This is a genomic window from Streptomyces varsoviensis (assembly GCF_000718635.1).
Taxonomy (GTDB): Bacteria; Actinomycetota; Actinomycetes; order Streptomycetales; family Streptomycetaceae; genus Streptomyces; species Streptomyces varsoviensis.
The window spans coordinates 785265-799796 of record NZ_JOBF01000003.1; the positions used below are offsets into that span (position 1 = coordinate 785265).

Below are 14532 nucleotides of genomic sequence, written 5' to 3' on the forward strand. Positions count from 1 at the left end.
CTCCCGGCCCCCTCCCGGTCCCGCCGAAAAGCCGGGAGCGAGCACCCCCGCAGACCCTGTACACTTTTCCTCGGCCGGTGCGAAAAGCGCCGGACATGGTGGGTATAGCTCAGCTGGCAGAGCACCTGGTTGTGGTCCAGGATGTCGCGGGTTCAAGTCCCGTTACTCACCCTTAGATGATCAAGGCCCTGACCTGCGGAAGCGCGGGTTGGGGCCTTGTTCGCGTTGGAGGGCGAGGCTCAGCGGGAACACGGCGGCTCGTACACCGTGGCGGCGGCCTGGCCGCTGGGGGGGAACATGGCCGTTTCAGGTTCCGAGCAGGAGCAGGTCGGCCGCGGCCAGCGGCTCGCCGAGCTTGCAGGGCATGCGCCCGCGCCCGCACCCGGTACGTACAACGGCGGGTGCTTCTGGATTCTGACCGGGCCGTGGGCGAGGTTGCTGAACCGTGTACGGGCTGACCCCGCGATCGCTCTTGTCGTGGACGCGTGTGATCTCGGTACGGGGATGGTGCGGCAGGTAATCGCTCGCGGGCAGGCGGAAGTTGTGCCGTTCGATGTGCCGCGCGGGCGGCGGAAGCTCAGTCGGTATCTCGGTGCGGACGATGCCGAATGGGACGAGCGTTTCCGGCATTACCTGCTTGATGACCCGGCTGTGTCGGGCGCCGTCTGGTTGCGGGTCCGTCCGGAGTCCCTTATTGCCAAGGATCTTAGTTACTCCGTTTGATGGGCTTCGCCGACTCTCTTTACGGGGGGGCGACCGCGTCGTTGGTGCGGGAGTTGTCGCGATGGTGCGTGGGGCGGTATTGCCGGTGGGCGGTGCGGGCTCGTCTCGGACCCTTCGGGTCCACTGCGCCGGCGGCGGGAGGGGAGGGGGCCGGGCCGGGGGCGGTTCGCCGGCTGCGGCTCGGGAGCGGCCAGGGTTAGAGAAGGCTCGCTGCGCTTCGCCGCCGGCTGCTGCCGCGCAGTGGTCTCGGCCGGCCTTCGGATGCGGGGAGTGGTGGGCCCGGGCCTGTGATCCACGGCGGCCGGGAGTGGGGTGCGGCGCGCTGCGCTGCGCCTGGGGTGCCGCGTTCGGGGGAGGTTTCCGCCCTTGAGGTGAGGGGGGCCGGGTGGGGGAACTCGCCTTTGGCCGACCCGTGGGGCGTTATGCCCGGTATGTCTCGTTGAATAGGCAACGGGGGTGGATTACCGCCCGACTTCGCGTCCGGTATGGCGCTTTTGTCGGGCGGTAACCGCACTTCACCTCTTGAGGCGCTCCGACAACTCCTCCGTGGTGGCCACGAACCACGTCTGCCGCCCCCGGTTGCATTCGCGGATGAAGTCGCGCAGGGCCGAACTGGCCTCGGCGTGGGCGGAGATATCGCCCATCACTATGAGACCCACCCGGTAATTGACGAATTTCTGGACGATGTCGCCGGCTACGCGCGTGCTCAGTTGGAAGAAGGAGTCGTCGAATCGGGCCGCGGGGATGACGACCCATTGGGCGCCCTGATAAGAGGCATTGCCGATGAGGTCCAGGGCGTCGGCCTCGGCGGCGATGGGGTCGCCATCGGGCTCGCACATCAGGACCGGGACATCGTGGATCGTCTGCAGAGTACTCATGGCACGCGAGGCTAATTCCTCGGGCCGCATGTGGTCGACGGGGTTCCCGGGTCTGGCGGTATCAGGTGAGGTGGTCGGCCACGAGCGCGGCCGTCCGCGCCACCAGCGGATTGTCCGTCGGACCCTTCGGGTCGTATTTGGTGGAGAGTACCGAGAGCACCAGCGGGGAGCGCTTCGGGGGCCAGACGACGCCCACGTCATTCGCCACGCCGTACTGCGCGCCGCCGCCCGTCTTGTCGGCCAGGATCCAGTCGGCGGGCAGCCCGGCGCGGAACCGTTCGCCGTCGGTGGTGTTCGCCACCAGCCAGCCGGTCAGCCGCTTCCTGTCCTCGGACGGAAGAGCCCGGCCCACGATGAGGCGGGCGAATGTCTTGCCGATGTCACCGGGAGTGGTGATATCCGTCTCGCGCCAGGGCTCCGCCGAGTTCAGCTCCGGTTCCCAGCGGTCGAGGCGGGTCGTCTTGTCCCCGATGGAGCGGCAGAAACGGGTGATCGCGGTCGGGCCGCCGAGTTCGCGGAGCAGGAGGTTGGCCGCTCCGTTGTCGCTCTCGCTGACCGCCGCGGCGCAGAGCTGCTCGACGGTCAGTCCGTTCGCGATGTTCTCCGGTTTTCCGGTGACCGGTGTGTAGCCCGACTTCTTGACTATCTTCTCCGTGTAGCGGATGCGCTTGGCCAGGAATTCGCCATCGCGATCGAGATCGCGCAGCACCGCCGCGGCCGTGAGCACCTTGAACACCGAGCACATCGGGAAGCGTTCGGCCGCCCGGTACGAGACCGTCGCCCCCGTCGCCGTGTCCAGCGCGTACACCCCCAGCCGCGCCTTGTACTCGGTCTCCAGCGCCCGTAGCTGTCGGGAAAGGTCCGCGCCGGACGGCCTGGCCGGGGTCCGGGTCGCGGCGTGCGCCCTGTCCGACCCGCCCGCGGCGGGCAGCAGGGTCGCCAGGGCCGTACCGGCAGCTACACCCAATAGGGTTCGGCGGGACGGTGCGGCTTCGGTGAGGCGCCCAATCGTCTGCACAGTTGTTCTCCTCGTTTCTTCCTTGTCGGCTACGTGCACGCGCGGCGGGGGTACGGGCATGGGGGCGTCGTACGGGCATCGGGGCGTCGTACGGCCGCCGCTCACGCCAGGTTGCGCAGGAAGCGGGCCGCCACGGGGCCCGCGTCCGAGCCGCCGGATCCGCCGTCCTCCAGGAGCACCGCCCAGGCCAGGTCGGACGAGCCCTGGTAGCCGATCATCCACGCGTGGGTGCGCGGCGGGTTGTCGGTTCCGTACTCGGCGGTGCCCGTCTTGGCGTGCGGCAGGCCCGGCAGGTCCTTCAGCGCGTGGCCCGAGCCCGAGGTCACCGTCGCGCGCATCAGGTCGCGCAGGTCGGCGGCGACCTTCGGGTCGAGGTCGCGGGGGGCCCGGAACTTCTCGCGCACCGCGTCCGGAACCAGTACCGGCTGTTCGAACTTCCCGTTCTTCACGGTGGCCGCGATGGACGCCATCACCAGCGGCGACGCCTCCACCCGCCCCTGGCCGATAACGGCCCCGGCCTTGTCGTTGTCGCTGGTGTTGGCCGGAACACCGCCGTTGTACGTCTTGGCGCCCACGTCCCAGCCGCCCCCGATGCCGAACGCCTGGGCGGTGTCCCGCAGGGCGGTGTCGGAGAGCTTGCCGCGGGCGCCGACGAAGTAGGTGTTGCAGGACTGGGCGAAGGCGTCCTTGAACGTCGACCCCTCGGGCAGCACGAACTGGTTCTGGTTCTCGAAGCGCTGGCCGTTCACATGCGCGAACTTCGGACACGGCGCGGCGTCCGCGGGCCGTACGCCCCGGTCGAGCAGCGCCGCCGTCGTGACGACCTTGAAGGTGGAACCGGGCGGGTAGCGCCCCTCCAGGGCGCGGTTCATGCCGCCGGGCTGGTTGGCCGCGGCGAGGATGTGGCCGTTGCGCGGGTCCACGGCGACGATCGCCGCCGTCTTCTTCACCCCCGACAGGGCGTCGGCCGCCGCACGCTGTACGCGCGGGTCGATGGTCGTCTTCACGGGGCGGCCCTCGGTGGACTTCTCGGCCGACAGCGTCCGTACGGCCTGCCCGCTGTTGCGGTCCGCCACCACGACCGCCTTGCTCGGGCCCTTGCCGCCGGACAGCCGCTCGTCGTAGTGGGCCTCCAGCCCCGAGACGCCCTTGCCGCTCTTGTCGTCCACCACCCCGACGAGCGAGGCTGCCTCCAGCTTTTTGCCTTTGCTGTCGAGAATGTCGGCCCTGGCGGCGTTCGTCAGCGCGAGCGTCTGCCCCGGCCGCATCTTCGGATGCACCATCGACGTGGAGAACTCCACCGCCCACTTGCCGGACCGCTGGCGCACACGCGCCTCGGAGTCCCAGCCGTACGAGCCGACACCGGGTACGCGCATCTTCACCGTGAACGGAACGCGCACGTCCCCGTCGCCTTTGCGCTCACCGCGGCCGGCGGTGATCTCCGTGCTGGAGGGCTTGAGGTTCGTCATGACCGACGCGATCAGCGACTTGGCGCCGGCCGGGGTGTCCGTGTACGTACCGGCCTGTTCGGCCTGGCCCTTCTCCCACGCCCCCAGGAACCCCTGAAGCCGTTCCCGCGCGGCGGTGACCTGCGGATCCGCGGCATCGTCGGACCCCAGCAGCCGGTAGCCGGCGTACCCGCCGCCCGCCAGCACCACGAGGGCGAGCCCGCCGAACGCCCACCGTCTGCCGCTCCCCCGGCCGCGCGCCCCGCGGCCCCTGCGGCCTCCTCGGTACGTCGCGCCCTCGTCGTACGGCGCGTCTTCCTGGTTCGGCAAGGCGTCCTCCTGGGGGCCGGTTGGGGGGGATTTGTTCGCGGGGTGGGTTCGCGGGGTGGGTTCCGGGAGCGGGTTTGCAGGGCCGCCGCCTGGCGGCAGGTTGCCGTGCCGCCTGGCAGCCCTGCGGACAGTCGTCCGGGGGCGGCGGCATCGGGGCCAGTGAAGTCCGCGGCCGAGCGCCATGTCGAATACACTCTCGACCCCGACGCGATTCGATCTGGATATCTGCGCACGTCACAGGAGCCGCGTTGCTTACCGAACGACATTTGGAAATCTTTGTCGCCCTCGCGGAAGAGGAGCACTTCGGCACCGCCGCGCAGCGCGTCGGCATCACGCAACCGCCTCTCTCGCAGGGACTGCGCCGGCTGGAGGCGATGCTCGGCGTCCGCCTCTTCGACCGCAACCGCGGCGTCACCCTCACCGACGAGGGGGCGCTCCTGCTGCCGCACGCGCGCCGGGCCCTGGCCGCGCTCACCGAGCTGCGGGAGGCCGGGGCCCGCGAGCGGGCCGACGGGCGCCGGCTCAGGCTGGGGCTGGCCCCCGAGGTGCCCGCGTGGGCCGCGGCGGCCGTGGCCGCCGCACCGGGCCGGGCCGGGGAACGGAGCCGCATCACCGTCGTCACCGCGCCGACCGCCACCCTGCTGTCCGAGACCGCCGCGGGCCGACTCGACCTCGCCGTGATCCGGCACCCCGCGGTGCTGCACGGTCTCTCCGCCGGGCGCGTCGTCCTCTTCCCCACCTGGCTCCTCTCCCCCGCCGAGCCGGACGGGCGGGACGAGCACAGCGAGCGGGACGGTCTGGTCGGGTCGGGTGCCGCGGGTGCGGAAGCTCCCCCGGCTCGCGGCACACCCCGGCGGAACGCCCGGCGGCTGCCCGTCGCCGTACGGCCCCGCGAGGAGGCCCCGGCCGCGTACGACCTGTTCATCGACACCCTGGCCAGCCGCGGGCGCCGGGTGGAGACCGTCCCGGTCAGCGACGAACGCGCCGGGCTCGCGCTGGTCGCCGCGGGCCAGGCCGTCATGGTCACGGCCGACAACACCCTGACCGCCGACGGCGTCGAACGCGTCCGGGCCACGGACCCGCCGCTGCCGTTGCGGCTGCGGGTGGTGTGGGGTGCCAGAGGGCCGGAGGGGGGAGCGATCGCGCAGACGGCCCAGCTCCTGGTGGAGGCCCTGTCCTCGCAGGCCCGGGCGCTGACGGAGCCGCCGGTGGAGACCGCGTGATGGGCGCGGGCGAGGAGCGGGGGCGCGACGCGCCGAGCGGGGGCGGGAAGCGGGGGAACGACACGGTGAGCGGGGGCGACGAGCGGGAGAGCGGCACGATGCACGGCAGCGGCACCAAGCGGGCGAGCGGGTCCCGGCGGGCGGAGAGCGGCGCGCAGCGCACGATCCGCGGCATGTTCGCCGACGCCGGGGTCCGGGGCTGGCTGCACGTGGCGGACCTGCACCGGCCGGCCGCGTGCGTGACGATCGACCCCGACGAACCCGTGCCCATCGGCTCGGTCTACAAAGCGCCGCTGATGGTCGCCTTCTGCCGGCTGGCCGAAGCCGGGGAGATCGATCCGTGCCGGCGCGTGACGCTCGGCCCCGCCGACCGGTTGCCCGGCCCGACCGGCATCTCCATCCTGCGCGACCCGGTCACCGTCTCGCTGCGCGACCTGGTCGTCCTCATGATGACCGTCTCCGACAACACCGCCGCCAACGCGGTGCTGCGCCTGGTCGGCACCGCGGCGGTCGACGAGGTGTGCCGGGCGCTCGGAATGGCGGACACGCGGGTCCACGGCGGGGTGGCCACCACCTTCGCCCAACTGGTCGCGGAGACCGGGACCGATTCGCTGAGCGACGCGATGGAGCGCATGTCGGACAACGACACGACGGTCCCGGCCGTCGTCTACAACCCGCTGTCCAAGGCCTCCGCCAGCCCCGCCGACATGGCCCGGCTGCTGCGCGCGATCTGGACGGGGCGGGCGGCCTCCCCCGAGAGTTGCGCGTTCATGCGCGAGGTCATGGGCCGGCAGGCGTGGTCGCACCGGCTCGGCTCCGGGTTCCCGTACGACGACGTGCGGGTGTCGGGGAAGACCGGCACCTTCGGGTCGATGCGCCATGAGGCCGGGGTGATCGAGCTGCCCGACGGCAGCGCGTACACCGCCGTCGTCTTCACCCAGGCGGCCCGCGCCGACAGCAAACTGCCGCGCGCCGACGCCGTCATCGGCGCCGCCGCCCGTACCGCTGTGGAGGAGCTGCGGGGCATGGAGGGCACGTAGGCGGGTGGGCCCCGTCGGAACGCGCCGCGGGCCTCTGCGGTCGGTGGCGGCTGTCCAGATCGGTGGCGCCTGTCCAGGTCGGTGGCGACTGTCCAGATCGGTGGCGGCTGTCTATATCTGTTGGAGGAGCACCACGCCCGTCAGCATGGGCAGGGTGAACTCGCCGCGGGCGGTCTCCGGCCGGCTCGCGAGGAAACCGCGGAGCCGGTCCAGCAGGGCCGCACGTTCCGGTTCGGGCATGACCAGCACCCCCGCGCGGGTCGCGAGGGTCGCGACGAGCGAGTCGGCGGTGCGGCGCTGCCCGTGCGGGAACTCTGCGTGCTCCGGCGAGCCGAACCGTGCGGTCCCACCGGTCTTCGGAAGATGCATGTCCGCCGTCGCGGCCCGCCAACTGGCGGGGGTGTCCCGAGGGCCGATGACCCTCTTCCCGCCGACCCGCGCCAGTTCGGCGACCCATTCGGCCCCGTCGTCCATGACGTTCCACAGGCCGGCGAGGATGCCGCCGGGCGCGAGGACCCTGGCGATCTCGGGTCCCGCGACGGCCATGTCGAACCAGTGCATGGCGTTGCCGGCGAGCACGGCGTCGACGGAGGCGTCCGGCAGCGGTATCGACTCGGCGCTGCCCGCCAGGGCGCGGACGGCCGGCAGCGAGCGGCGCAGTTCGGCCAGCATCGCGGGGTCCGGCTCGACCGCGGTGACATCGGCGTCCAGCGCGGCCAGCGCGGCGGTCAGCTTGCCGGTTCCGGCTCCGAGGTCGAGTACGCGCCGGCCGGGCGCGCGCTCCACCGCCCAGCCGACCGCGGCCCGCGCGTAGTCCGGGCGGTGCGCGGCGTATTCGACCGCCACCGCGCCGAACGACGAGGCGTACGGGGGCCGTTCGTCTTGATCCATACGGTCCATCCGGTCACCGTAGCGATGGCGCGGGCGGTCGGCTACGCCTTCCTTCCGCGCTTTCCGCGAGCCAGGCCGCTGCGCCCAGGGCTCCGGGCTCCGCGCCCCCGCTCAGGTCGATTCGCGTTCCGTCAGTCGCGTCGGCAGCACCACCTGGGGGCGGTCCGCCGTGCGTTCCTCGATCTCCTGAAGGAGTACGCGCGCCATGGTGCGGCCCATCTCCTCGATCGGCTGCCGCACGCTGGTCAGCGGCGGGTCCATGTGGCGGGCGACGGCGGAGTCGTCGAAGCCGATGAGCGCGACGTCGTCGGGGACGCGGCGGCCGGACTCGCGGAGCACCTGGCGGGCGCCCGCGGCCATCACGTCGGAGGCGACGAAGACCGCGTCGAGGCCGGGCCTGCGGTCGAGGAGTTCGCGCATGGCGCGGCGGCCGCCCTCCTCGGTGAAGTCGGCGGGCGCGATGAGCCGTTCGTCGGGGGCGTGGCCGGCGCTCGCGAGCCCCGCGCGGTAGCCGTCGAGGCGGCATTGGGCCACGTACATGTCGAGCGGCCCGGTGATGGTCGCCACGGCGCGCCGGCCCCGGGCGTGCAGGTGGGCGATGGCCTGGCGGGCGCCGCCCGCGTTGTCGGAGTCGACGTAGGCGACGGTTTCGCGGCCGGAGCGGCGGCCGCTGAGCACCGCGGGCATGTCTATCTCTTCGAGCAGGTCGGGCAGGGGGTCGTCGGCGTGTACGGACACCAGGAGCACCCCGTCGACGCGGTGCGCGGCGAGGTAGTCGGCGAAGCGTTTCCGCTCCTTGGGCGTACGGATGAGGGTGAGCAGCAGTTGCATGTCGGTGTCGGCGAGTTCGGCGCCGACACCCCGGATGACGTCGGAGAAGTACGGCTCGGCGAAGAGCCGCGTCTCGGGTTCGGGGACGACCAGCGCGATGGCGTCGGAGCTGCCCGCCGCGAGGGCTCGGGCCGCGCGGTTCGGTACGTAGCCCAGCTCGGCGACGGCCTGCTCGACGAGGGCGCGGGTGCGGTCGCTGACCCGCGGCGAACCGTTGATGACGCGCGAGACCGTGCCGCGGCCGACGCCGGCCCGGGCCGCGACCGCCTCCAGGGTGGGCGTGGCGCGCCGCGCGCCACGTCGCGTGGTCCCACCGGTCGCTGCCATGTCTGCCTCCACTGCACGTCGTGCCGCATCCCAAAGAAAACCGCTGTCACCGCCACTACCCGCCGTCACCGTCGCTGTCCCAGTTGCGGCGGGCAAGGGCGGTCGCGGGGCGCGGCGGTCGCCCGCCGCCACCCCGCCAGGCCGCGGCGGCTCTTCGCCGTCTTACGACTGGGAGCGCTCCCACAGTACCTGAACCACCCATACCCCAACGCGCCCTCGACCACACAACGCGTCGGTACGGAACAGTAGTTGATCAGACGGGCGCCGCCGAAGCCCCAATCGGGCGCTACCGCGGCCGCCTTCCGAGCCCGCGGCGCCCGATAGGCCCGAAGAGCCCGGACGGCCCGCTGGGTCCCATGCACCGGACGCGCCCGATGTGCCCCGATCCTCCTCCGCGCGCACACGCGCTGTAACCGCCTGGTCGACCGCCGTGACCGCCCGATCGGCCGTCGTGACGGGTCGGCCGAGCGCCGTGACCGCCCGGTCGACCTCCGCGCCGGGCCGGCGGAGCGCCGTGACGGGTGGGTCGGCCGCCGTGACGGGTGGGTCGGCAGAGCGCCGCATCGGCCGGCCGCCTCCGGTCCGTATCGCCCGTCAGGTCCGAAATAGGGCGCTCTTCGGCGGGGCAGGAGAATCCGGCGGCGCGGGCCGCGGTCACCGGGCCCGGCCGCGGGTACGTACCCGACCGGGCCGTCATCATGGCCGCAGCGCTGTTCGGTACCGCACACGTGTCGTACGGGCGCCGCGCGGCGCACCGCCGGAGACTGTCTCACGGCCCGGCCACACCCGAGTCTCCCACCCGTCCCAGCCGCCACCCGACTCCTCTCGAACCGCCTGAAACCGCGCTGCCCCTACCGCCGTCCGTCACTTCGCTACCCGTTACCCCGTCTCTCCCGTCCAACGCACCCCAACTGACAACTCTTCTCACAACTCCCCCATGTTCGAACTCATTCACCCCGCAGACCCGCCCCCCACGCCGGACCCATGTCCGAGCCCCGTCTGAACACCTCTTCTCTTCCCAACCCAACCTCTTCACCTCGACCTCTTCACCTCGACTATGGGAGCGCTTCCATGATGTCCGAGCACGAGACAGCAAGCTTTCCCGACGGCTTCCTCTGGGGCGCCGCCACCGCCGCGTACCAAGTGGAGGGCGCGGCCCGGGAGGACGGCCGTTCGCCCTCCATCTGGGACACCTTCAGCCGCGTCCCCGGCAAGGTCCGCGACGGCGACACCGGGGACATCGCCGTGGACCACTACCACCGCTGGCGCGACGACGTGCGCCTGATGGCGGAACTGGACCTGAACGCCTACCGATTCTCCGTCTCCTGGCCGCGCGTGCAGCCCACCGGCCGGGGTCCCGCCGCCCGCCGCGGCCTCGACTTCTACAGCGCGCTCGTCGACGAACTGCTCGCGCACGGCATCCGGCCGATGCTGACCCTCTACCACTGGGACCTGCCCCAGGAGCTGGAGACGGCCGGCGGCTGGCCGGAGCGCGAGACGGCCCGGCGCTTCGCGGACTACGCGCACCTCGTCGCGCGGGCGCTCGGCGACCGCGTCGAGCTGTGGACGACCCTCAACGAACCCTGGTGCAGCGCCTTCCTGGGGTACGGGGCGGGGGTGCACGCCCCCGGCCGCACGGACCAGGTCGCCGCGCTGCGCGCCGCGCACCACCTCAACCTGGCGCACGGGCTCGGCGCCGAGGCGCTGCGCGCCGCCCTCCCCGCGAGCGCGCGGCTCTCCGTCGCCCTCAACCCCAGTGCTGTCCGGGCCCGTTCGCGGTCGGCCGAGGATCTCGACGCTCAGCGGCGGGTGGACGCGCTCTCGACCCGTATCTTCACGGGGCCCATGCTGCACGGCGCGTACCCCGACGACCTCATCGCGGACACGGCGGGTCTCACGGACTGGTCGTTCGTACGCGATGGCGATCCGGCCGTCATCAAGCACCCCCTCGACGCGCTGGGCGTGAACTACTACACGCCCTCAGTGGTATCAGCCGCCACTGACAATCGGCCGCCGCGGGACGACGGCCACGGCGGCGGCGAGCACAACCCGTGGCCCGGCGCCGACGATGTCGCCTTCCACCAGCCGCCCGGCGCCCGTACCGCCATGGACTGGTCCGTCGACCCGAGCGGCCTGTACGACCTGCTGATGCGCTTCTCCCGCGAGGCGCCCGGCCTGCCGCTGATGGTCACCGAGAACGGCGCCGCCTTCGACGACGAGCCGGACCCCGAGGGCGCCGTGCACGACCCGGACCGGATCGCGTATCTGCACGGCCACCTGAACGCCGTGCACCGCGCCATCGGCGACGGCGCGGACGTGCGCGGGTACTTCCTCTGGTCGCTGATGGACAATTTCGAGTGGTCGTACGGCTACAGCAAGCGGTTCGGCGCGGTCCACGTGGACTACGCGACCCAGGCCCGTACGCCCAAGTCCAGCGCGTACTGGTACGCCCGGCTGGCCCGTACGAGCCAGTTGCTGCCGGAGGTGCCGGGCATGTACGACGCGCCCGACGCGAATGACGCGACTGATGTGCCCGGGGCGGGCGAGGTCTCGGAGAAGCCTGCCTGAGCCACCTACGGGCTGCGGGACAGACGGCCGTGGGAGGGACGTCCTCGGGGCAGACCGCCCGGGGGCTGCTTCAGCGGAAGACCGCCGGCGGCGGCGCCGGGGAGGGCCGCGCGTCGGCGTCGCCGACCGGCGCCGCGCCGCCGGTGAAGTCCAGCAGCGCGCGCCCGTGTTCGACCCGCCCCGCCTGCGGGTCGGTGGCCGCGCGCCGGGTCAACTCGGCGACCGGCGGTTCGCCGTCGGCGGCCAGCAGCACGGCGTTGCCGAACCGCCGCCCGCGCAGCACCGCCGGGTCGGCGGTCACGCACAGCTCGGGGAAGACGGTCCGTACCGTCGCGATCTGGGAGCGCAGGTGGGCGAGCGGCGGCCCGTCCGTGAGGTTCGCGGCGTACCAGCCGCCGGGCCGCAGCGCCCGCCGCACCTCGCCGACGAACTCGGTGCTGGTCAGGTGCGCGGGCGTACGGGCGCCGCTGAAGACGTCCGCGATGATCAGGTCCGCCCAGCCCTCCGGGACCTTCGCGAGCCCCGCGCGCGCGTCGCCGTCGCGCACCCGGATGCGCCAGCCGCTCTCCAGGGGCAGCTCGCGGCGGACGAACCGCACCAGGGGCGCGTCGAGTTCGAAGACCTGCTGGGTGGAGCGGGGGCGGGTCGCCGCGATGTAGCGGGCGAGGGTGAACGCCCCGCCCCCCAGGTGCACCGCCTGAATCGGCCGCCCCTGGGGGGCCACCAGGTCGGCGATGTGTCCGAGCCGGCGCAGGTAGGCGAAATCGAGGTACATGGGGTCGTCGAGATCCACGTGGGACTGCGGCGCGCCGTCGATCAGGAGCGTACGGGCGCGGGGCCGCTCACGGTCGGGCACCAGTTCCGCGAGCCCGCCGTCGACGGCCTCGGAGACGGCCTCCGCCGCCCGTCCGCGCCCCTGCTTCCGTCTCTCCTTCGCCACCCCACCAGTATCGCCCGCACCAGTGCGACCCCGCCGACGGGGCCGACAGGGGAGCGCGGCCGAGGGCGCCGTCAGTTCGGGCGGCTGCTGCGTTCGACGGCCTCGATGGTGCGGGCGGCCTCGCCCAGGGCGGCTCGCAGTACGGCCGGGTCGGTGGCTTCGGGGCGGGCCGCGTCCGGGGGGAGCAACCAGCCGGTGCCGGTGACGGGGGGCTCGGACCGGCCCGTACAGGCGCCGCCCTCGTACGTCTGCGTGCAGGCGCTGCCGGGCAGGTCCCAGTCGTCGGCGGTGCCGGGCGGGACGAGGAAGCCGAGGGTGTCGCCCTCGCCGTCGTGCAGCACCGGGCCGACGCCGACGCGCAGCCGCAGGATGTCCACGGCCTCCAGCCCTTGGCGGGCCGGGACGGTGACGAGGTCGCACCGCCGGTCCCCCTCGGCCCCGGCCGCCGGAGCCTGCGGCTGTCGGCCCGGCGGTCGGGGCGTCTGCTGCGGAGGTGGTACGTGCGCGGGGGCCGTACGCGCCGCCGCCCCGTACCGTGGCGCCGGCCGGCCGCCCGTGACCCGTACGACCTCGCCCGCCTGCGCTTCTCCGATGCCCAATCCGGCTTCCGTCAAGGGAAACCCCTCCTCCGCCGCGCTGCTGTGCGTGTGCTCCGGTACACCGGGTTCAACGCCGGAGCGCGTCAATGGCTACGGCGCCGCGTCGCCGCAAAGGATGGCATTTCATGGCGGATGGCCAATGGGATATCCGGTTTGTAGTCAAACCGGGGGTAGCGGACCCATGAGAACCGGTACGGTCGTTTCCGCCCAACACGCCTGCACGGCAGCACCGTCCGGCCTCTCGCGCGGAACGGCACGCGCCCGGAGAGGGGTCGGCCATGGTGCCGCGCGACGCGCCCGCCTCAGCGACTTCGACGCCGGATGGGGCGACGGCGGGGGCCGCGAGCCTCCCGAACGCCGCCTTCCGGCGGCTGCGCGGGCCGCGCTCGCAGGCCGAGTTCGCGGCGGCGGTCCGGCGCGCCGCCCGCGAGATCGGCGAGCGGGTCTGCTGCGACGCCCGCTATGTGGGGCGGGTCGAGTCCGGTGCGATCAGGTGCCCGAACTACGCCTACGAGCGAGTGTTCCGCCATATGTTCCCGGGGGTCTCCCTGGAGGAGATGGGCTTCTCGCCGCGCGAGGCGGTACGCGGCCGGGCGCCGTCCCGCGCGGGGCGGTCCAGCACGCCCCCGAGGCCGCCGGCATCGCCGCGGACGCCGCAGGACGTACTGCGGGCCGCGTTTCTGACGGGTCCGACGCGTCCGACGAGCGGCGTGCCCGGCGGTGCGTACGCCCCGACCGCCCCGGCCGACCTGACTGCCCCGGCCGACCTAACTGCCGCGACCGCCGCGTCCGGGGCCGGACGCCGGGTGGGCGAGCCGGAGGCCGACGCCGTGGAGGCCGCCGTGCGCCGCATCCGGCTCCTCGACGACCGGCACGGCGCCGACGGCCTCTACGGGCGCGCCACGCAGCCGCTGCGGGCCGCGTACGGGCTCCTGGACCGGGGCGCGGGGCGCCGTTCCGTCAGCGAGCGGCTGCACGCGGGCGCGGGGGAGCTCGCCATCTCGGTGGGCTGGCTGGCCCACGACTCCGGGCGGCTCGCCGACGCCCGTTCGCTCTACTCCGAGGCGCTGGCGATCGCGCGCGTGGCGGACGACGCGGCGCTGGAGGCGCACGCGTTCGCCAACATCGCCTTCCTCGCCCGCGACGCGGGCCGCCCCCGGGAGGCCGTACAGGCCGCGCAGGCGGCACAGCGCGCGGCGCGGGGCCTGACGTCGCCCCGGCTGCTGTCGCTGCTGGCGCTGCGGGAGGCGGGCGGCTGGGCCGGGCTCGGGGACCGGCGGGCGTGCGAGGAGGCGCTGCGGCGGGCTCAGCGCCTCTACGAGCGGGGTTCCCGCGACGCCGATCCCGAGTGGATGTCGTTCTTCGGGGAGGCCGAGCTGGCGGGGCTGGAGTCGCAGTGCTGGTCGGCGCTGGGCGTCTGGCCGCGTGCGGCCGTGTACGCGCGGCGTGCCGTCGCGGCGCAGGATCCGCATTTCACCCGCAATATCGCGCTCTTCACGGCGGAACTGGCGGGTGACCTCGCGGGCTGCGGGGCACTGGACGAGGCGGCCTCGGCGGGCGGGCGGGCGCTGGACCTGCTCTCCGGCGTCCAGTCGTCCCGTATCCGCGCCATGCTCACCGATACCGCCCGCGCCCTCCGCCCGCACCGCCGCAGCGCGCCGGTGGCGGCCTTCCTCTCCCGCCACGAGGCCGTCACGCGCTCGGGGTGAGGGCCGT

The 14532-nt window shown here is 73.3% G+C and carries 12 protein-coding genes and 1 tRNA gene; 6 read left to right on the plus strand and 7 right to left on the minus strand.

Annotated features, from left to right (window positions below; translation table 11 throughout):
* The first annotated feature begins 98 nt into the window (after positions 1-98).
* Both IF55_RS07845 and IF55_RS40430 read left to right on the plus strand, forming a co-directional pair.
* Positions 99-171 (plus strand) — tRNA-His (locus IF55_RS07845).
* Positions 172-216: 45 nt separating this feature from the next.
* Positions 217-723 carry a pyridoxamine 5'-phosphate oxidase family protein gene (locus IF55_RS40430; protein WP_245661085.1) on the plus strand — a complete coding sequence of 169 codons (507 nt, stop codon included), beginning with the start codon at positions 217-219 and terminating at the stop codon, positions 721-723.
* 515 nt (positions 724-1238) lie between these two features.
* On the opposite strand, the gene IF55_RS07855 is transcribed toward IF55_RS40430, so the two are convergent.
* The 3 genes from IF55_RS07855 to IF55_RS07865 form a co-directional block, all read right to left on the minus strand.
* Positions 1239-1601: a DUF4180 domain-containing protein gene (locus IF55_RS07855; RefSeq protein WP_030875420.1), complete on the minus strand. Its 363-nt coding sequence runs from the start codon at positions 1599-1601 to the stop codon at positions 1239-1241.
* A 61-nt stretch (positions 1602-1662) separates the two neighbouring features.
* Positions 1663-2619 carry a class A beta-lactamase gene (bla, locus tag IF55_RS07860; RefSeq protein ID WP_245661086.1) on the minus strand — a complete coding sequence of 319 codons (957 nt, stop codon included), beginning with the start codon at positions 2617-2619 and terminating at the stop codon, positions 1663-1665.
* A 101-nt stretch (positions 2620-2720) separates the two neighbouring features.
* On the minus strand, positions 2721-4397 hold the full coding sequence (locus IF55_RS07865; protein ID WP_398242627.1) for a penicillin-binding transpeptidase domain-containing protein: 1677 nt from the start codon (positions 4395-4397) through the stop codon (positions 2721-2723).
* 248 nt (positions 4398-4645) lie between these two features.
* On the opposite strand from IF55_RS07865, the gene IF55_RS07870 reads away from it, so the two are divergent.
* Positions 4646-5620 carry a LysR family transcriptional regulator gene (locus IF55_RS07870; protein ID WP_048831661.1) on the plus strand — a complete coding sequence of 325 codons (975 nt, stop codon included), beginning with the start codon at positions 4646-4648 and terminating at the stop codon, positions 5618-5620.
* Positions 5620-6660, plus strand: a complete 1041-nt coding sequence (locus tag IF55_RS07875) for a serine hydrolase (RefSeq protein WP_078643813.1) — start codon at positions 5620-5622, stop codon at positions 6658-6660. Before IF55_RS07870 ends, IF55_RS07875 begins: the two co-directional genes overlap by 1 nt.
* 111 nt (positions 6661-6771) lie before the next feature.
* On the opposite strand, the gene IF55_RS07880 is transcribed toward IF55_RS07875, so the two are convergent.
* On the minus strand, positions 6772-7560 hold the full coding sequence (locus IF55_RS07880) for a class I SAM-dependent methyltransferase (protein WP_245661088.1): 789 nt from the start codon (positions 7558-7560) through the stop codon (positions 6772-6774).
* A gap of 102 nt (positions 7561-7662) precedes the next feature.
* Entirely contained in the window at positions 7663-8709 is a 1047-nt protein-coding gene (locus tag IF55_RS07885) for a LacI family DNA-binding transcriptional regulator (protein ID WP_030875403.1), read from the minus strand.
* A 1071-nt stretch (positions 8710-9780) separates the two neighbouring features.
* On the opposite strand from IF55_RS07885, the gene IF55_RS07890 reads away from it, so the two are divergent.
* Positions 9781-11277 (plus strand): GH1 family beta-glucosidase, encoded by a 1497-nt coding sequence (locus IF55_RS07890; protein WP_398242623.1) that lies wholly within the window; start codon positions 9781-9783, stop codon positions 11275-11277.
* A gap of 70 nt (positions 11278-11347) precedes the next feature.
* Here the strand turns inward: IF55_RS07890 and IF55_RS07895 are convergent, their stop codons facing one another.
* Together IF55_RS07895 and IF55_RS40435 are read right to left on the minus strand one after the other, a co-directional pair.
* Complete coding sequence (locus IF55_RS07895) at positions 11348-12217, minus strand: spermidine synthase (RefSeq protein WP_030875398.1); 870 nt, start codon at positions 12215-12217, stop codon at positions 11348-11350.
* Between the two features lie 71 nt (positions 12218-12288).
* Positions 12289-12831 carry a hypothetical protein gene (locus tag IF55_RS40435; RefSeq protein ID WP_245661089.1) on the minus strand — a complete coding sequence of 181 codons (543 nt, stop codon included), beginning with the start codon at positions 12829-12831 and terminating at the stop codon, positions 12289-12291.
* Between the two features lie 263 nt (positions 12832-13094).
* Between IF55_RS40435 and IF55_RS07905 the strand changes: the two genes are divergently transcribed.
* Positions 13095-14525: an NsdA family TPR-like regulatory protein gene (locus IF55_RS07905; RefSeq protein WP_037962550.1), complete on the plus strand. Its 1431-nt coding sequence runs from the start codon at positions 13095-13097 to the stop codon at positions 14523-14525.
* Positions 14526-14532 lie beyond the last annotated feature (7 nt).

Coding starts and splice junctions, on each gene's coding strand:
- IF55_RS07905 (WP_037962550.1), top strand. CDS start 13,095: ATGGTGCCGCGCGACGCGCCCGCCTCAGCGACTTCGACGCCGGATGGG.
- IF55_RS07875 (WP_078643813.1), top strand. CDS start 5,620: ATGGGCGCGGGCGAGGAGCGGGGGCGCGACGCGCCGAGCGGGGGCGGG.
- IF55_RS07855 (WP_030875420.1), bottom strand. CDS start 1,601: ATGAGTACTCTGCAGACGATCCACGATGTCCCGGTCCTGATGTGCGAG.
- IF55_RS07890 (WP_398242623.1), top strand. CDS start 9,781: ATGATGTCCGAGCACGAGACAGCAAGCTTTCCCGACGGCTTCCTCTGG.
- IF55_RS07880 (WP_245661088.1), bottom strand. CDS start 7,560: ATGGACCGTATGGATCAAGACGAACGGCCCCCGTACGCCTCGTCGTTC.
- IF55_RS07885 (WP_030875403.1), bottom strand. CDS start 8,709: ATGGCAGCGACCGGTGGGACCACGCGACGTGGCGCGCGGCGCGCCACG.